At 60.3% G+C, this 17,405-nt stretch carries 13 protein-coding genes and 1 pseudogene; 11 read left to right on the top strand and 3 right to left on the bottom strand.

Annotated elements, in window-relative coordinates; translation table 11 throughout:
• Window positions 1–253: 253 nt before the first annotated feature.
• Window positions 254–3,253 (bottom strand): DNA polymerase I, encoded by a 3,000-nt coding sequence (gene polA, locus AC1DNW_RS11435; protein WP_113307191.1) that lies wholly within the window; start codon window positions 3,251–3,253, stop codon window positions 254–256.
• A gap of 425 nt (window positions 3,254–3,678) precedes the next feature.
• On the opposite strand from polA, the gene AC1DNW_RS11440 reads away from it, so the two are divergent.
• From AC1DNW_RS11440 to AC1DNW_RS11465, 6 genes are all read left to right on the top strand, one after another.
• Window positions 3,679–4,095 (top strand): MarR family transcriptional regulator, encoded by a 417-nt coding sequence (locus AC1DNW_RS11440; protein WP_113298126.1) that lies wholly within the window; start codon window positions 3,679–3,681, stop codon window positions 4,093–4,095.
• A 142-nt stretch (window positions 4,096–4,237) separates the two neighbouring features.
• Window positions 4,238–5,626 carry a dipeptidase gene (locus tag AC1DNW_RS11445; RefSeq protein ID WP_113307287.1) on the top strand — a complete coding sequence of 463 codons (1,389 nt, stop codon included), beginning with the start codon at window positions 4,238–4,240 and terminating at the stop codon, window positions 5,624–5,626.
• A gap of 848 nt (window positions 5,627–6,474) precedes the next feature.
• Window positions 6,475–8,778 (top strand): transglycosylase domain-containing protein, encoded by a 2,304-nt coding sequence (locus tag AC1DNW_RS11450; RefSeq protein WP_477852712.1) that lies wholly within the window; start codon window positions 6,475–6,477, stop codon window positions 8,776–8,778.
• 314 nt (window positions 8,779–9,092) lie between these two features.
• Window positions 9,093–11,003, top strand: a complete 1,911-nt coding sequence (dnaK, locus tag AC1DNW_RS11455) for a molecular chaperone DnaK (protein ID WP_477852714.1) — start codon at window positions 9,093–9,095, stop codon at window positions 11,001–11,003.
• An 82-nt stretch (window positions 11,004–11,085) separates the two neighbouring features.
• On the top strand, window positions 11,086–12,219 hold the full coding sequence (gene dnaJ / locus AC1DNW_RS11460; protein WP_113298122.1) for a molecular chaperone DnaJ: 1,134 nt from the start codon (window positions 11,086–11,088) through the stop codon (window positions 12,217–12,219).
• 204 nt (window positions 12,220–12,423) lie between these two features.
• Window positions 12,424–12,630, top strand: a complete 207-nt coding sequence (locus AC1DNW_RS11465) for a hypothetical protein (RefSeq protein WP_477852715.1) — start codon at window positions 12,424–12,426, stop codon at window positions 12,628–12,630.
• Between the two features lie 32 nt (window positions 12,631–12,662).
• Here AC1DNW_RS11465 and AC1DNW_RS11470 read toward each other — a convergent pair whose 3' ends face one another.
• Window positions 12,663–13,028 (bottom strand): helix-turn-helix domain-containing protein, encoded by a 366-nt coding sequence (locus AC1DNW_RS11470; protein ID WP_113298585.1) that lies wholly within the window; start codon window positions 13,026–13,028, stop codon window positions 12,663–12,665.
• A gap of 277 nt (window positions 13,029–13,305) precedes the next feature.
• Here AC1DNW_RS11470 and AC1DNW_RS11475 point away from each other — a divergent pair, with 277 nt between their 5' ends.
• From AC1DNW_RS11475 to AC1DNW_RS11490, 4 genes are all read left to right on the top strand, one after another.
• Entirely contained in the window at window positions 13,306–13,506 is a 201-nt protein-coding gene (locus AC1DNW_RS11475; protein WP_113298120.1) for a hypothetical protein, read from the top strand.
• Between the two features lie 76 nt (window positions 13,507–13,582).
• Complete coding sequence (gene recF, locus AC1DNW_RS11480) at window positions 13,583–14,707, top strand: DNA replication/repair protein RecF (protein ID WP_113307187.1); 1,125 nt, start codon at window positions 13,583–13,585, stop codon at window positions 14,705–14,707.
• Window positions 14,704–15,528 (top strand): molybdopterin-synthase adenylyltransferase MoeB, encoded by an 825-nt coding sequence (locus AC1DNW_RS11485; protein WP_477852716.1) that lies wholly within the window; start codon window positions 14,704–14,706, stop codon window positions 15,526–15,528. The genes recF and AC1DNW_RS11485 overlap by 4 nt, the downstream gene beginning before the upstream one ends.
• A complete protein-coding gene (locus tag AC1DNW_RS11490) occupies window positions 15,525–15,998 on the top strand; it encodes a GNAT family N-acetyltransferase (protein WP_113307185.1) in 474 nt (157 codons plus the stop codon). The genes AC1DNW_RS11485 and AC1DNW_RS11490 overlap by 4 nt, the downstream gene beginning before the upstream one ends.
• Before the next feature lie 33 nt (window positions 15,999–16,031).
• On the opposite strand, the gene AC1DNW_RS11495 is transcribed toward AC1DNW_RS11490, so the two are convergent.
• Window positions 16,032–17,033, bottom strand: a complete 1,002-nt coding sequence (locus tag AC1DNW_RS11495; protein ID WP_477852718.1) for a 2-hydroxyacid dehydrogenase — start codon at window positions 17,031–17,033, stop codon at window positions 16,032–16,034.
• A gap of 177 nt (window positions 17,034–17,210) precedes the next feature.
• Between AC1DNW_RS11495 and AC1DNW_RS11500 the strand changes: the two are divergent.
• A pseudogene (locus tag AC1DNW_RS11500) lies at window positions 17,211–17,405 on the top strand (SH3 domain-containing protein); the annotation flags it as partial.

A 17,405-nucleotide genomic window follows, 5' to 3' on the forward strand; every position in this document is an offset into this window, starting at 1 on the left:
TAATAATTTCTGACATCCCTCCGGATAGAAAATGAAGGTTAATAAGTTCCTTCCAGCCGTCTCGTTCCGGGACTGCCAAAAGGACGAAACCTCATTGGTTTCAGAGATTTGACTCTTCAGGAAAAATCTTTGGGGTAATTTGACGAAGCGCCTAAAGCGCGTCGCGATCTTTCAGATTCGCTTGCCGCACTTTAGGCTTTCGTTTTCGCATATCGTTACCGCAAAACGGCTGCACAGTTTTGCGCGACATGCCTCAGTGCGCTTCGTCCCAATTGGAAGCCGCGCGTGCATCGACCCGAAGCGGCACGCGCATTTCAAGCGCCGGCGAGGTGGCGTTTTCCATGACCGAAACGATGATCGGCATCGCCTTTTCGACATCCTCGTCTTCGACCTCGAAGATCAATTCGTCGTGCACCTGCAAGAGCATGCGCACCCGATCGGCAAGCCCGGCCTCGGCGAGCGCCGGCTCGATCTTGATCATGGCGCGGCGGATGACGTCGGCCGCGGAACCCTGGATCGGCGCGTTGATGGCAGCACGTTCGTTGAAGGCGCGCACTGAAGGATTCGACGAGCGGATTTCCGGATAATTGATTCGCCGGCCGAAGATCGTTTCGACATAGCCCTTGTCACGGGCCATCTGCTTGCGGCTTTCCATGTAGTCGCGGATGCCGGGGAAGCGTTCGAAATACTTCTTGATGTAGTCGCCGGCCTCCGAGCGCTCGATGGAAAGCTGGTTGGCGAGGCCGAAGGCGGAGATGCCGTAGATGATGCCGAAGTTGATGGCCTTGGCGCGACGGCGCACCTCGCCCGGCATGCCTTCGACGGGCACACCGAACATTTCGGAAGCGGTCATGGCGTGGATGTCGATGCCGTCTTCGAAGGCACGCACGAGCTGCGGAATTTCGGCGACATGGGCGAGTACGCGCAGCTCGATCTGGCTGTAGTCGGCCGAGATCAGCTTGTGGCCGGGTGACGAAATGAAGGCGGTACGGATCTTGCGGCCTTCGGCGGTGCGGACCGGAATGTTCTGGAGGTTCGGCTCCGAGGAAGAAAGACGGCCTGTTGTCGTCGATGCCAGCGAATAGGAGGTATGTACCCGTTTCGTCTCCGGATGGATGTAACCCGGAAGCGCATCCGTATAGGTCGACTTCAGCTTGGTGAGCTGGCGCCAGTCGACGATCTTGCGCGGCAGCTCGAAGCCTGCTGCCGCCAGGTCTTCCAGCACGCTTGCCGAGGTCGACCACTGGCCGGTCTTGGTCTTGATACCGCCGGCAAGGCCCATCTTGCCGAACAGGATGTCGCCGAGCTGCTTGGGAGAGCCGATGTTGAACCTCTCGCCGGCGAGCTGATATATTTCATCCTCGAACCTGGCTGCACCCTGGGCCAGTTCGCCCGAGAGGCGCGACAGGATCTGGCGGTCGACGGTGATGCCGCGTGATTCCATCCGCGCCAGAACAGGCAGGAGCGGACGTTCCAAACGCTCATAGACGCGCGTCAGCTGCATGGCGGCAAGGCGCGGCTTCAGCACCATCCAGAGACGCAGCGTCACGTCGGCGTCTTCGGCGGCATAGTGTGTCGCGCGCTCGATATCGACGAGGTCGAAGGTGACGTTCGACTTGCCGGAGCCGGCGACATCCTTGTAGGCGATCGGCGTATGACCGAGGAATTTTTCCGACAGCGGGTCCATGCCGTGCGCGCCGGTTCCGGCGTCGAGCACGTAGGATATGAGCATCGTGTCGTCGAAACTTTTCGTCTCGATGCCGTAGCGTTTCATCAGCAGGTAGTCATATTTCAGGTTCTGCGCCACCTTGAGGATCGATTCATCCTCCAGCAGCGCCTTCAGCCGCGACAGCGCATCGCCCATCGGGATCTGGTTGTCGGCGAGACCGCCGCCGAGCAGGTCCCCGACGCCCGTCTTGTGGCTGATCGGCACATAGGCGGCACGAATGCGCATGCCTGTCGGATCGGTCGCGTTATCGGCAATCGCCAGGGAGAAACCGACGAGCTCTGCCTGCATGGCATCGAGGGAAGTCGTTTCCGTATCGAAGGCGACGAGACCGGTATCCTTCGCATCGGCGATCCATCGATCGAGGGTGGCAAGATCGCGGATCGTCACATAGGAAGAATGGTCGAACGGCAGGGTCACAAAAGCCTCGGCACGCGCCTTGGCCAACTCGGCCGGCGCGAACGTGCCCTCGACCGCGGTCTTCGCCTTTGCGCGCGGCGGAACCGCGACGGCTTCGCCGCCGACGTCAGGGACAACACCGGCGACAGGCTCAGCTTCGGCCTTATCAAGATCCGGGCCATGCGCTTCAGCACCCCATTCGACCTTTACGAAGGCAGGTTCGATCTCGCTGGCGTCGCAATTACAGAATTCCGCTACACGGCGTGTCAGCGTGGTGAATTCCATGGTCTTCAAGAAGCCGATCAGTTTAGGGCCGTTCTGCGGTTCCAGGACGAGAGCGTCGAGATCGAGCTCCAGCGGCACATCGGTGCGCAGGCGCACCAGCTCTCGCGAGAGCTTTGCCTTGTCGATGTTTTCGAGGATCGTCTGGCGGCGCTTTTCCTGCTTGATCTCATGGGCGCGTTCGAGAAGCGTGTCGAGATCGCCATATTCGGCGAGAAGCTGGGCGGCCGTCTTGGGTCCGATGCCGGGAATGCCCGGAACATTGTCGACGGAATCGCCTGTCATGGCCTGCAGGTCGATCATCTTTTCCGGAGGCACACCCCATTTCTCGATGACATCGGGGATGCTGATCTGCTTGTCCTTCATGCTGTCGTACATGTGGACATTCGAGGTGACGAGCTGCATCAGATCCTTGTCGGAAGAGACGATCGTCACATCAGCGCCGGTGGCTTCGGCCAAGCGGGCATAGGTCGCGATGATATCGTCGGCCTCGAAACCTTCCGTCTCGATGCAGGGCAGATTGAAAGCGCGCGTCGCCTCGCGGATCAGACCGAATTGCGGCACCAGCTCCTCAGGCGGGGCAGAGCGGTTCGCCTTGTAGGCGTCATAGAGATCCTTGCGGAAGGTCTTCGACGAATAATCGAAAATGACGGCGAGATGGGACGGCGTGGCACCCACGTCTGTCGCGCGCGCATCCCTCAGCAGCTTCCACAGCATGTTGCAGAAACCCGAGACGGCCCCGATCGGCAAGCCGTCGGTTTTGCGCGTCAGCGGCGGCAATGCGTGAAAGGCTCGGAAGATGAAGCCCGAACCGTCGATAAGGAAGAGATGATCGCCTTTTTTCATGGCAGCATGGATAGCGCGGCGGCTTTGCGAGGTCCATATAAACTTGATTGCACAAAAGCACTCCGCCTCACCAAACTGTTACCAATTTGTAATAGGCGGTTTTTTCCGTTTCCCTTGAAAAACCACATTCTCAATCACAAATCACAGTCACCGGCGTTTGATCGCGCCGCGGGTCTGATAGCCGGCTTGTCCCCCGCCGCGTCAGGCTTGGACAAAGGCCTCATCCCCCTCTCCGGGCCTTTGTCCCCATTTTCAAGCCGCCATGGCCTTTCCTCTAGGCCATGGCGGCTTTTGTTTTTCGGCGATTCGCTCCGGCACTCAAAAATTTATGAGCTCGCGCCTATGTTTTGATGCATCGTATGCGATTTGTTGCATTGTCTACTCGACGATTTTGAGCCTAACTTACAATCATGGGATTTAATCGAATGGATTCCGGAGCCTACCTTGCCAGCCAGCTGGCCAAGGGTTTTGCCCGCTCGCTGCATCAGCGCGCGGCAGGACTTGGCTTTTCTCCCGGCCAGTTCCCAATACTGCTGGAGCTTTGGGCCGAAGACGGGTTGACCCAGAAGCAGCTTCTGGAGCGTGTCGATATCGAGCAGGCGACGATGGCCAACACGCTTTCCCGCATGGTGCGCGATGGGCTGATCGAGCGGCGCCCGCACCCCACCGACAAACGGGCCCAACTGATCTTCCTCACAGAGAAAGCCAGGGCGATGGAGGCCGAAGCCATCGACACGGCACGCGAGGCCGATCTTGCGCTGTTCAAGGGCTTCCGGACCTTCGAGCGGGAACTGATGCTCGAATATATCCGGCGGCTGATCCAGAACGCCAAGGCGCTCTGAATTTATCCCGCGGCGCGCGGTTCAGCTTGAGCTTTACCGGCTGGCGCAGCGTTTGGCGTCGACGCGGGAATCGGAAAATTTGCCGCTCGAAACCGCAGTCAATTGGGTCTATCGTCCGGCCGAATTTCAGAAGGAATCGGAAATGACCGAACTAAATCCCATCCTTGCGCGTGCGGACCAGAATCTCGATTCAAGCCTCGAAAAGCTGTTCGAGCTCTTGCGCATCAAGTCGATATCGACCGATCCGGCCTACAAGGCCGAATGCCGCAAGGCAGCCGAGTGGCTGGTAGCCTATCTCAAGAAGCTGGGCTTTGATGCTTCGGTTCGCGACACGCCCGGCCACCCGATGGTTGTCGCCCATCATGAAGGTGCCGCGGCTGACGTGCCGCATGTCCTGTTCTACGGTCACTATGACGTGCAGCCGGTCGATCCGATCGAGCTCTGGGAAAACGACCCCTTCACTCCCGCCGTCAAGGATGCCGGCAACGGCCGCAAGATCCTGACCGGCCGCGGCACTGCCGACGACAAGGGCCAGCTGATGACCTTCGTCGAGGCCTGCCGCGCCTATAAGGAAATCAACGGCGCACTTCCCTGCCGCGTCACCATTCTTTTCGAAGGCGAGGAAGAATCCGGCTCGCCGTCGTTAAAGCCGTTCCTCGAAGCCAATGCCCCTGAGCTCAAGGCCGATTACGCCCTCGTCTGCGACACCAGCATGTGGGATCGTGATACGCCGGCAATCGCGGCTGCCCTTCGCGGCCTTGTCGGAGAAGAAATTGTGGTGACGGCCGCAGACCGCGACCTGCATTCCGGCCTCTTCGGCGGGGCTGCCGCCAACCCGATCCATATTCTCGTCGAGGCCCTTGCCGGCCTGCATGACGAGACCGGACGCATCACGCTCGACGGTTTCTATGACGGCGTCGAGGAAACGCCCGCCAACATCAAGGCATCCTGGGAAGCGCTCGGCAAGTCGGCGGAAAGCTTTCTCGGCGAAGTCGGCCTCTCCATTCCCTCAGGCGAAAAGGGCCGCTCGGTCCTGGAGCTCACCTGGGCGCGCCCGACTGCTGAAGTCAACGGCATCTGGGGCGGCTATACCGGTGAAGGCTTCAAGACTGTCATTGCCGCAAAGGCATCGGCGAAAGTCTCCTTCCGCCTCGTCGGTACGCAGGATCCGGCTGCGATCCGCGAAAGCTTCCGCAACTACGTTCGCTCGAAGATCCCGGCCGATTGCTCGGTCGAGTTCCATCCGCATGGCGCCTCGCCGGCCATTCATCTTTCCTATGACTCGCCTGTTCTGACCAAGGCGCGCAATGCGCTTTCCGATGAATGGCCGAAGCCTGCCATTGTCATCGGCATGGGCGGCTCAATCCCGATCGTCGGCGATTTTCAGAAAATGCTGGGCATGGAATCCCTGCTCGTAGGCTTCGGTCTTTCCGATGACCGGATCCATTCGCCGAACGAAAAGTACGAGCTCGCCTCCTACCACAAGGGCATCCGCTCCTGGGTGCGCATCCTTGCGGCATTGAAGGCCTGAAACGAAAAAGGCGTGCCCGCGGTCTGCGCGGCACGCCATCCGAAATCTGCAAACAAAAAGGCCGGAGCAAACCGGCCTTCCGTTATCCGCCTCATCTCAGTGCCAGTACATCCGTGGTCAAAGGAGAAGCGGATAGTGCACAGCCAGAGTGATCCCGAAAGGTTTAGGGCCGGTAAACGGCCAACTCAACCAGATCGCGGAAACGGCACGACTGAACGTATGCTACATTTCCGGGCTGCGATTTCTGAAACCTTATATCGGAAGCCGTCTTTCATATTTCAAGGCGCCGTTGTGAACCTTGACAGGCGGTGTGCTGCTGCCGCGCCGCGGGCGGATGACTATCGCCATCATGGTCCCGTCATCCCTCAACAAAAAAGGACCCGACGCATCTGGTGATACGCCGGGCCTGATATCGATCGGCGCGTGTTGAGGGGAGACGGCCGATCTGAGCGGGACGTGAGGGGTATGTCCCGCTGCTGATAAAACTGCGGCAAAGCCTATTGGTTCCCTCACCAGGCGGAAGATATGCGGCGCTGGGGTCGCCGGCATCTCGCGCATCTCTGCATAGGGGCCGAGCGCCATCTTCGGCCGGCTCTCCTCCACCCTGTCGAGGCAAGGCATGCACGCTCCAGACCTCGCGCAGGCGAGCTTCATTCATTCTGTCGAGATTGCGCATCTCCAGCGAAGCGGAAAGTCGGCTGGTTAACGGAGAAAAAGCAGGCACAGGGGGTACTTGGCCGTCTTGGTGTTGTTCTTAACAGCCCGTTAATTCGCCGCATTTACAGTTCAATCGGATAAAACCGTTGCCTGGGGGCGCGGTCTTACAGCAAGGGTGCAGCCGCTCCACGATGGTAGCCAGACGCAGATCAGACGACAGGATCGAACCATCCTTCAACGGCCGCGGCGGCCGTGAGGAGGATGACGAATTCGCGCTCGATGCCGATGATCGCATCGACGGGCGGCACGGTTCCAAACGCACATCGAGATCGCCCGCTCCCCGTCGCGCACCGGCAAAGCGCCGTCCGGAGCCGCGCGAACGCGGCGGCCTGTTCGCATTCCTGCGCAGGCTCGTTTACTGGTGCATCGTGCTCGGCATATGGGCCGGCATCGGCGTGGCCGGGCTTGTGTTCTATTACGGTTCGCGCATGCCGAACGCCAGCACCTGGGCAATTCCGGAGCGGCCGCCGAACGTCAAGATCACCGCCGTCGATGGTAGCGCGATCGCCAACCGCGGTGCGACCGGCGGGGAGGCTTTGTCGCTGGACAATATGTCGCCCTATATTCCGGAAGCGATCATCGCCATCGAAGACCGGCGCTTCTATTCGCATTTCGGAGTCGATCCGTTCGGGCTGGCGCGCGCCTTCGTCAACAATGCGACCGGCCAACCGATCCAGGGCGGCTCGACGCTGACGCAGCAGCTTGCCAAGAATCTGTTCCTCTCGCCCGAGCGCACGCTGGAGCGCAAGGTGCAGGAAGTGCTGCTCTCCTTCTGGCTGGAGCAGAAATATACCAAGGATCAGATCCTTGCGATGTATCTGAACCGCGTCTATTTCGGCTCGAACGCCTATGGCGTGGAAGCGGCGGCGCGGCGCTATTTCAACAAGTCGGCGCGCGATGTGAACCTCGGTGAAGCAGCGCTGCTGGCCGGCCTCGTGAAAGCGCCGTCCCGTCTTTCTCCCKCCCGTGATCCGGAAGCAGCAAACGCCCGCGCGCAGCTCGTGCTGCAGGCGATGAGAGACCAGGGCTATATCAACGACGGCGAGATCAAGACGGCAATGTCGCAGACGCCGGCTTCTGCCCGCAGCTACTGGTCGGGCGCCGGACAATATGTCGCCGATATGGTGATGGACGAGCTGCAGGGGCTGGTCGGCGAGGTGAAGGAAGACGTCATCGTCGATACGACCATCGACAAAAATCTCGAAAAGAAGGCCGAGCAATCGCTGGTCGACGTGCTCGACAAGGAAGGCGACAAGTTCGATGCATCGCAGGCTGCCCTGGTCTCGATCGACGGCACGGGCGCTATCCGCGCGGTTGTCGGCGGCAGGGATTATGCGACGAGCCAGTTCAACCGCGCCGTGAAGGCCAAGCGCCAGCCGGGCTCCTCGTTCAAGCCATTCGTTTATGCTGCCGCGCTTGAAAAAGGTCTGACGCCGGATTCCGTCTTTAACGACGCTCCGATCCGCATCGGCAACTGGACGCCTGAAAATTACGAGAAGAAATACAATGGCGAAGTGACGCTGAGGACCGCGCTCGCAAAGTCGCTGAACACGGTGGCCGCCCAGCTCGTGATGTATGACGGGCCGGATCAGGTGATCAAGCTCGCTCACCGTCTCGGCATCGAATCAGACCTGCAGCCCAATGCCTCGATCGCGCTCGGAACCTCGGAAGTCTCGCTCATGGAACTGACGGCCTCTTATGCCGCCTTCATGAACGGTGGCTACAAGGCGACACCGCATGTKATCCGCAGGGTAACCACCACCGATGGCAAGGTGCTCTATGAGAACACCTACGACAATCCGCCGCGCGTGCTTTCCGAGCAGATCGTCGCCGAGATGAACATGATGATGATGGGCGTCATCAACGGCGGCACAGGCTCGAGCGCCAAGCTTCCCGGCTGGCAGGCAGCGGGCAAGACCGGTACGACGCAGAATTCGCGCGATGCGCTGTTCGTTGGCTTCACCAGCAACCTGACGACGGGCGTATGGTTCGGCAATGACGATGGCAAGCCGATGAAGAAGGTGACCGGCGGCGGGCTGCCGGCCAAGGCCTGGAAGGAATTCATGGTCGCTGCGCATAAGGGGCTTTCGCCGGCGCCGCTTTTCGGCATGGGCCAGATATATTCCGACCCTGGTACCGATCCCGGCAATGGCCAGCCGATGGCGCAGGCGCAGCCGGCGCCTGAGCAGCCTTCGACGGTCGGCAGCATCATTTCCGGAGTTTTCGGTGGGAATGGCGACCTGAACCGTTATCCGCCGGCCCCGGGACGACCGCAGGCGGCAATGCCGGTGAATGKCGGACCTGTGCCGCCCGCCGACGTGGCCGGCGGCGGCTATGACGACATGGTGCCGCCCGGTGACGTGGGCGGACCGAAGGCAGCATCAGGGGCGCAGACACGACGCACGACCCTGCTCGATCTCATCATGGGGCAGTAGGGGGCAGGAGACAGTATTGGGACGGGACGCGAGCATCTTTCGGGAACACGTTTCGCGCAAGTTCAGCGTGCAAGATTTGCACGGTTTGAAGGTGCAAAGCACACCCTTTTCCGGCTACTGTAAAAATTGAAGGCAACACATTCGTTTTGCTGGATTCCGGGCCATTTCTCGCCTTGCAGTCCAGAAAACCGCTCCTTATATACGCCGCATCACCGCAATCACGATTGCGTAATCTTAGTAGACCCATCCCGTAAGGGGCTGTCAGGGAAATGCCTTACCGGGGTTCCGACAGCTTGCTTCAAGGAGAGAATGACATGGCAAAAGTAATTGGTATCGACCTTGGAACGACAAATTCCTGCGTCGCGGTCATGGACGGCAAGGACGCAAAGGTCATCGAGAACGCGGAAGGCGCGCGTACGACCCCTTCCATGGTGGCATTTTCCGAGGACGGCGAACGCCTCGTCGGCCAGCCGGCCAAGCGCCAGGCGGTCACCAACCCGACGAACACGCTCTTCGCTGTCAAGCGCCTGATCGGCCGCCGCTACGAAGATCCGACCGTCGAAAAGGACAAGCACCTCGTTCCCTTTACGATCGTCAAGGGCGACAATGGCGACGCCTGGGTCGAAGCCAACGGCAAGGGCTATTCGCCCGCACAGATTTCCGCGATGATCCTTCAGAAGATGAAGGAAACCGCAGAATCCTACCTTGGTGAAAAGGTCGAAAAGGCCGTCATCACCGTTCCCGCATATTTCAACGACGCACAGCGCCAGGCAACCAAGGATGCCGGCCGCATTGCMGGTCTTGAAGTGCTCCGCATCATCAACGAGCMGACCGCTGCTGCGCTTGCCTACGGCCTCGACAAGAAAGAGGGCAAGACGATTGCCGTCTACGACCTTGGCGGCGGCACATTCGACATCTCGATCCTCGAGATCGGCGACGGCGTCTTCGAAGTGAAGTCCACCAACGGCGATACCTTCCTCGGCGGTGAAGACTTCGACATGCGTCTCGTCGAATATCTCGTTGCCGAGTTCAAGAAGGACAACGGCATCGATCTGAAGAACGACAAGCTTGCCCTGCAGCGCCTCAAGGAAGCTTCCGAAAAGGCAAAGATCGAGCTGTCCTCTTCGCAGCAGACCGAAATCAACCTGCCGTTCATCACGGCTGACGCTTCCGGCCCGAAGCACCTGACGCTGAAGCTGACCCGCGCCAAGCTCGAAAGCCTGGTCGACGATCTCGTCCAGCGCACGATCGCTCCGTGCAAGGCAGCCCTCAAGGATGCCGGCGTCACCGCTGCCGAAATCGACGAAGTCGTTCTCGTCGGCGGCATGAGCCGCATGCCGAAGGTCCAGGAAGTCGTCAAGCAGCTGTTCGGCAAGGAGCCGCACAAGGGTGTCAACCCGGATGAAGTCGTCGCTCTCGGCGCCGCCATCCAGGCCGGCGTCCTGCAGGGCGACGTCAAGGACGTTCTGCTTCTCGACGTAACCCCGCTGTCTCTCGGCATCGAAACGCTGGGCGGCGTCTTCACCCGTCTGATCGAACGTAACACGACGATCCCGACGAAGAAGAGCCAGACCTTCTCGACCGCAGACGACAACCAGCAGGCCGTCACCATCCGCGTTTCGCAGGGCGAGCGTGAAATGGCTGCCGACAACAAGCTGCTCGGCCAGTTCGACCTCGTCGGCCTGCCGCCGTCGCCGCGCGGCGTTCCGCAGATCGAAGTCACCTTCGACATCGACGCGAACGGCATCGTCCAGGTTTCGGCCAAGGACAAGGGTACCGGCAAGGAACAGCAGATCCGCATCCAGGCTTCCGGTGGTCTTTCCGACGCCGACATCGAAAAGATGGTGAAGGACGCCGAGTCCCACGCTGCCGAAGACAAGAAGCGCCGCGAGGGTGTGGAAGCCAAGAACCAGGCTGAAAGCCTTGTTCATTCCACGGAAAAGTCGCTCAAGGACTATGGTGACAAGGTTTCGGAAGCCGACCGCACCGCGATCTCCGACGCGAYTGCCGCTTTGAAGTCCGCGACCGAGGCGACCGATGCCGACGCCGAAGACATCAAGGCCAAGACCCAGACCCTCATGGAAGTTTCCATGAAGCTCGGCCAGGCGATCTATGAAGCCCAGCAGGCCGAAGGCGGCACGGCCGACGCTTCGGCTGAAGATGACAATGTCGTCGATGCCGACTACGAAGAAGTCAAGGACGACGACCGCAAGAAGTCCGCGTAATTCGCGAGCTGGTTGCATACGCTAGACGATAGACATCCGGCTGCTCACCATGGCAGCCGGAAATCCATTTCCGGGGCTTAAATTGGCAAAAGCGGACTTTTACGAAACTCTGGGTGTAGCCAAGACGGCGGATGAGAAAGAGCTGAAAAGCGCCTTCCGCAAGCTGGCAATGAAATACCATCCGGACAAGAACCCGGATGACAACGACGCCGAACGCAAGTTCAAGGAAATCAACGAAGCCTACGAGACGCTGAAGGACCCGCAGAAGCGCGCGGCCTACGACCGCTATGGCCATGCGGCTTTCGAACATGGCGGCATGGGTGGTGCAGGCGGCGGTGCCGGATTTGCCGGCGGCGGCTTCTCCGACATCTTCGAGGACATTTTCGGCGAGATGATGGGTGGCGGCCGCGGACGGCAGCGCTCTTCGGGCGGCCGCGAACGCGGCGCCGACCTTCGCTACAACATGGAAATCTCGCTGGAAGAGGCCTATTCCGGCAAGACGGCGCAGATTCGTGTTCCGACGTCGATCACCTGCGACGTCTGTTCCGGCTCCGGCGCCAAGCCGGGCACGCAGCCGAAAACCTGCGGTACCTGCCAGGGCTCGGGCCGTGTGCGCGCCGCACAGGGCTTCTTCTCGATCGAACGCACCTGCCCGACCTGCCACGGCCGCGGCCAGATCATTCCCGATCCGTGCCCGAAGTGCCACGGCCAGGGCCGTGTGACGGAAGAACGTTCGCTCTCCGTCAACATTCCCGCCGGCATCGAGGACGGCACGCGCATTCGCCTGCAGGGCGAAGGCGAAGCAGGCATGCGCGGCGGCCCGTCCGGCGATCTCTATATCTTCCTGTCGGTGAAGCCGCATGAGTTCTATCAGCGCGACGGAGCCGATCTCTATTGCGCCGTGCCGATCTCCATGACGACGGCGGCGCTCGGCGGCACTTTCGATGTAGCGACGCTCGACGGCACCAAATCGCGTGTCACGGTTCCCGAGGGCACGCAGGCCGGCAAGCAGTTCCGCCTGAAAGGCAAGGGCATGCCAGTGCTGCGTTCCAGCCAGACGGGCGATCTCTACATCCAGATCCAGATCGAGACGCCGCAGAAGCTTTCCAAGCGCCAGCGCGAGCTTCTGCAGGAATTCGAGCAGCTCTCCTCCAAGGAGAACAATCCGGAATCAACGGGTTTCTTTGCCCGGATGAAGGAATTCTTCGAGGGCTAAGCTCGATATCCCTTAAKATTAAAAGAGCCGGAGGTTCCGCCTCCGGCTTTTTCATGCGTGCCAATCCGGGACATATGTACCAGGCCGGGACGCGGGCCAGCGCACCGATGTCTTGTGTTAACGCAGAGCTCTGATGATGCTTGCACGTTCGCGAGATTCATACTGTCTTTGTCCCGCAGTCCGGGACTAACAGAGGGTATCTCCATGTCGGCAACGAACTTTTCCAATGGCCTATCCGACGATGTCGATGCGCTGGCAGGTGCGCTCTATACCTGGTKCGCCGAACGCAACATCAAGCTCCGCAGCCAGCAGGGCCTTTCCATCGCCAGCATCGCGATCGACCTCTATCATGCCGGTCATCAGACGCAGGATTCGCTGCTCGTCGCACTGCACGAGCGCGAGCTTCACTGAATTCCCATCATTTCAAGGATGCGTAAAACGCTTCAGGCAGCGTTTTCGGTAGCCTGACCGCACATGAGGTTGAGGATCGTCTTGACCGCCTGTTTACCGGCAATCGAATTCAACCTGTCATAGCTGACCGCCAGCTCGTAGGCCTCGGGGCTCAACTCGACACGGTTGGCAAATTGCGAGATTCCCGTGCCTTCGAAAAGCTCGGAAATATCGACTCCAAGGAAGACTGCTATCTGATGCAGCTTGCTGGCTGAGACGCGGTTCGTCCCCTTCTCGTATTTCTGGATCTGCTGGAATGTAAGGCCAAGCGCGTCACCGAGCTCCAGTTGAGAAACACGTCCGCGAGCGCGCAGCTGTCTCACGTTGCGACCGACAATGATATCAATCGGATCTGGCACTGCCACACTCTCTCCCAATAAACCCTTTATTTACCATATAGCGTCAGCTGAATATCTCAACCCGGAAGTTGCAAATTTCAACCGACTTTTTTTGGGCATTATGCCGCCCAAACAGCTGCTCGCTCCGTGAATTCTACAACTTCTATTCCTCATTTAGTGCCTGACGGCGATGTAGCAAAAAATTGAACACCCTTGAGTTGACTTAACTGCATGTGGCGATAGTTAGTCGCGCCGGAACCCCTGTAACACCAGTCTGACAAGAGGCTTCGAATACTGCATGACATCCGCTCCCCCCGGGAAATCTGATGCCGACAGTATCGTCATCGACACGCGCCGCCAGAAACTGACGATGATCCTCGATTCACTGACGTCGCTGCGCGGATCGATCGAAGACCGGCCGGATCTCCTCTATTGGATCGAAAAGGCGATTGCGGAGACCGAGGCGCAGCTCCAGGCTCCCGCTCCTCGCAAGCATTAGCGACAGAGGCGGCTCTCAGCCTTGATATCCTGATGGCTTCGGCGTAGCTGTCAGCCTCGATGATTCCGGATATCAGATGCCGCACAAGGTTTCCCTTTCCCGTCTGAAGCTCACTGATTTTCGCAATTATGGTGCGGCCTCACTTGTGCTCGACGGGCGGCATGTGGTGCTGACCGGGGACAATGGCGCCGGCAAAACCAACCTGATGGAGGCGGTTTCCTTCCTGTCGCCAGGACGGGGAATGAGGCGCGCAGCCTATGGCGATATCACCCGCGTCGGTGCTCAAGGCGGATTTTCGATCTTTGCCGAGCTCGATGGCATGGAAGGCGATGTGGAGATCGGCACCGGCATCGATACCAGCGACGAGGCGACAACGCGCCGGCTGCGCATCAATGGAACGACGGCGAAGACGGTCGACGAACTGACGGATCATCTGCGCGTGCTGTGGCTGACCCCGGCAATGGACGGGCTCTTTACCGGTGGCTCGTCCGACCGCAGGCGGTTCCTCGACCGGCTGGTCTTGTCGCTCGATCCCGAACATGGCAGGCGGGCCAGCGATTTCGAGCGCGCCATGCGCAGCCGCAACAAACTGCTCGACGAAGGCCGTTTCGATCCGTCCTGGCTTTCCGGCATCGAGGAGCAGATGGCAAGCCTCGGCATTGCCATGGCGCTCGCCCGGCAGGAAATGCTCGGCCTGCTGACGCGCCTCATCGAGGAAAGCCGCGAGACATCCCCTTTCCCCTCAGCATCGCTGCAGCTCTCGGGCTTCATGGACGGCCAGTTCTCCCGGCCCTCGGTCGACCTGGAAGATGAGTATACGGCAACCCTCGCTGCCAATCGCTACCGCGATGCCGGGGCCGGACGCACGCTGGACGGGCCGCATCGCGCCGATCTCATCGTGCATCATCGGGAGAAGCAGATGGAAGCGGCGCGCTGCTCCACCGGCGAGCAGAAAGCCCTGCTGGTAGGCCTCGTGCTGGCCCATGCGCGGCTCGTCGGCAACCTTACGGGCCATGCGCCGATCCTGCTCCTCGACGAGATTGCCGCCCATCTCGACGAGGGACGCCGCGCCGCACTGTTCGACCTCATAGACGGGCTCGGCGGCCAGGCCTTCATGACGGGAACGGAGCATCAGATGTTTGCGGCCCTTGCAGAACGAGCGCAGTTTTTCACGGTCGCCGAAGGAAGGGTTTTCGAATGAGCGATAGCGCTTCTCGTGGCGGTTCGGGGCGTGATAGCATCACGTCCATGGAACCCCTCGGCCCTGACGAAATCGCACGCTATCACCGCCATATCCTGCTGCCGGAAATCGGCGGTGCGGGCCAGCAGAAGCTGAAGGCCGCGCGCGTGCTGGTGATCGGTGCCGGAGGGCTCGGCGCACCGATTCTGCAATATCTGGCGGCCGCTGGCGTCGGCACGCTCGGCATTGCAGATGACGACCGTGTTTCGCTCTCCAACCTGCAACGGCAGGTGATTCACGATTCCGGCACGATCGGCGAATTGAAGACTGAAAGCGCGGCCGTCGCGATCGCGCGGCTGAACCCGCATATCAAGGTCATCCGCCTCACGGAGCGCTTTTCGCCGGAGGCAGCGCGCCGGGACCTCTCCGGCTTCGATCTCTTGATCGACGGCTCTGATAATTTCGACACGCGTTATGCGGCAGCCGATGCGGCCGAAGAAGCGCGTATTCCGCTCGTCACCGGTGCCGTCGGCCGCTTCGACGGATCGCTGACAGTGCTGAAACCCTATGAGAGCGCCGAAGACGGCACGCTCAACCCCGGTTATCGCGATCTTTTTCCCGAAGCCCCGCCTGCCGGGCTGATCCCCKCCTGCGCGGAGGCCGGCATCATCGGCGCACTGACCGGCGTGATCGGCACGCTGATGGCTATGGAGGCGATCAAGCTCATTACCGGCGCCGGAGAGCCGCTGATCGGCCGCTTGCTGCTCTATGACGCCCTGTCGGCCCRTTTCGATACGATCCGTTACAAGCGCCGGCGTGCGAGGCAGAGCAAGACCGCATGACGCCTTTTCGCATCGATGAGAGTTTTGCCCGCTGGAGCGAGCTGCTCGATCTCATTCTCGCATCCTTCGCCTATATGGAAGGCCGCATCGATCCGCCCTCCTCCGCAATCCGCCTGACGGTGGAGGCTCTGGCGGAAAAAGCCAAGGTGGAAATCGCTTATGCGGTGGAGAACGAGGGGCAGCTCGCCGGCTGCATTTTTCTGCGCCCGGAGGCAGACTGTCTCTATGTCGGAAAGCTCGCGGTTCTTCCATCCGCGCAAGGCAAGGGCATCGGCCGTCGATTGCTTGATATCGCCGAGGAGAAGGCCTGCGATCTCGGTCTCCCAGCGCTAAGGCTCGAGACGCGGATAGAGCTCGTCGGCAATCATTCGACCTTCGCCGCCTGGGGCTTTGCCAGCACAGCCGAAAAGTCCCATCCGGGTTTTACGCGCGTGACGTTTATCGAGATGAAGAAAGCCCTCGCCCGCTAATCTGACCGGCTAAAGATGGGCGTGCTCCGGCCGTCACCGGCCTGGCAGTACCCGATTCGGTGGGCGATGACCATCAATGAAGGCGCGGATGTTGATGATGACCTTGTCGCCCATCTCCGCACGTCCCTCGATCGTCGCCGAGCTCATATGTGGCAACAGCACGACCTTGCCCTCATTGGCGAGCTTGACCAGCTTCGGATTGACCATCGGTTCGTTCTCGAAGACATCGAGCCCGGCGCCAGCGATCTTTCCTTCCCGCAGGCATTTGATAAGGGCGGCCTCGTCGATCACGTCACCGCGGGCGGTGTTGACGAGATAGGCGGTCGGCTGCAACAGCGCCAGGCGCCGCGCCGACAGGAGATGGAAGGTTGCTGGCGTCGAGGGGCAATTGACCGAGACGATGTCGACACGGGCAAGCATCTRATCGAGGCTTTCCCAATAGGTCGCCTCCAGCTCGTCCTCGGTCGCCGGATTGACGCGCTTGCGGTTGTGATAATGGATCGACAGGCCGAAGGCCTTGGCGCGTCGCGCAACGGCCGTGCCGATCCGACCCATGCCGACGATGCCGATACGCTTTCCGTGAATACGCCTGCCGAGCATCCAGGTGGGAGACCAACCTGCCCATTCGCCGGGTGTGTCGGTCAGCACACGCGCGCCTTCGCCGATCCGCCGCGGCACAGCGAGAATCAGCGCCATCGTCATGTCAGCGGTGTCCTCGGTCAGCACATTCGGCGTGTTGGTGACGGTGATGMCTTTGCGCGCAGCGGCTTCGACATCGATATGGTCGGTGCCGTTTGAAAAGCTGGCGATCAGCTTCATCTGCGGCCCAGCCTGATCGATGAGGGCAGCGTCGATCCGATCCGTCACAGTCGGGACGAGCACGTCGCAGCTTTTGACAGCTTCGGCGAGCTCAGCGACGGATCGCGGCGTATCGTCAATATTCAGCTCTGCATCGAAAAGCTCGCGCATGCGGGTTTCGACGACATCAGGCAACTTGCGGGTTATGTAGACCTTCGGTTTTTTCTTCGTCGTCATAGCGGCTTGCGGTGCCTTGTTCAGAGGTCTTTAACCAAGTTGGGCGATCATTTCCCCGTTCCGGGCATTTTCTACCAGACCCGCACGCGAAGACAAACAAAACTCGCGAGGCGACCGGGGATTCCCGGAAAACGAGCGGGCAAGGCCTGCTTCGAATTCGAGCTAATGGAAGCTTCCATGCGTCGCACTGTTCTGAAGTCCTGCCTCGTCCTGGCGATCGCCCTTGCCGTATCGGCAGGCAGCATCGAATTTGCCCAAGCACAGGCCGCCAAGGGGCCGAGCGGCCTGCCGCTGCCGCGTTTCGTGACGCTGAAGTCCAAGCGCGTCAACCTGCGCATCGGACCGGGAACGGATTACGCCGTTTCCTGGCTC

Source organism: Rhizobium sp. 05L429 (genome assembly GCF_056397645.1).

Excerpts from the sequence above, each read along its gene's own strand:
- AC1DNW_RS11490 (WP_113307185.1), top strand. The coding sequence starts at position 15,525 with ATGACGCCTTTTCGCATCGATGAGAGTTTTGCCCGCTGGAGCGAGCTG.
- AC1DNW_RS11445 (WP_113307287.1), top strand. The coding sequence starts at position 4,238 with ATGACCGAACTAAATCCCATCCTTGCGCGTGCGGACCAGAATCTCGAT.
- AC1DNW_RS11475 (WP_113298120.1), top strand. The coding sequence starts at position 13,306 with ATGACATCCGCTCCCCCCGGGAAATCTGATGCCGACAGTATCGTCATC.
- recF (WP_113307187.1), top strand. The coding sequence starts at position 13,583 with ATGCCGCACAAGGTTTCCCTTTCCCGTCTGAAGCTCACTGATTTTCGC.
- AC1DNW_RS11440 (WP_113298126.1), top strand. The coding sequence starts at position 3,679 with ATGGATTCCGGAGCCTACCTTGCCAGCCAGCTGGCCAAGGGTTTTGCC.
- polA (WP_113307191.1), bottom strand. The coding sequence starts at position 3,253 with ATGAAAAAAGGCGATCATCTCTTCCTTATCGACGGTTCGGGCTTCATC.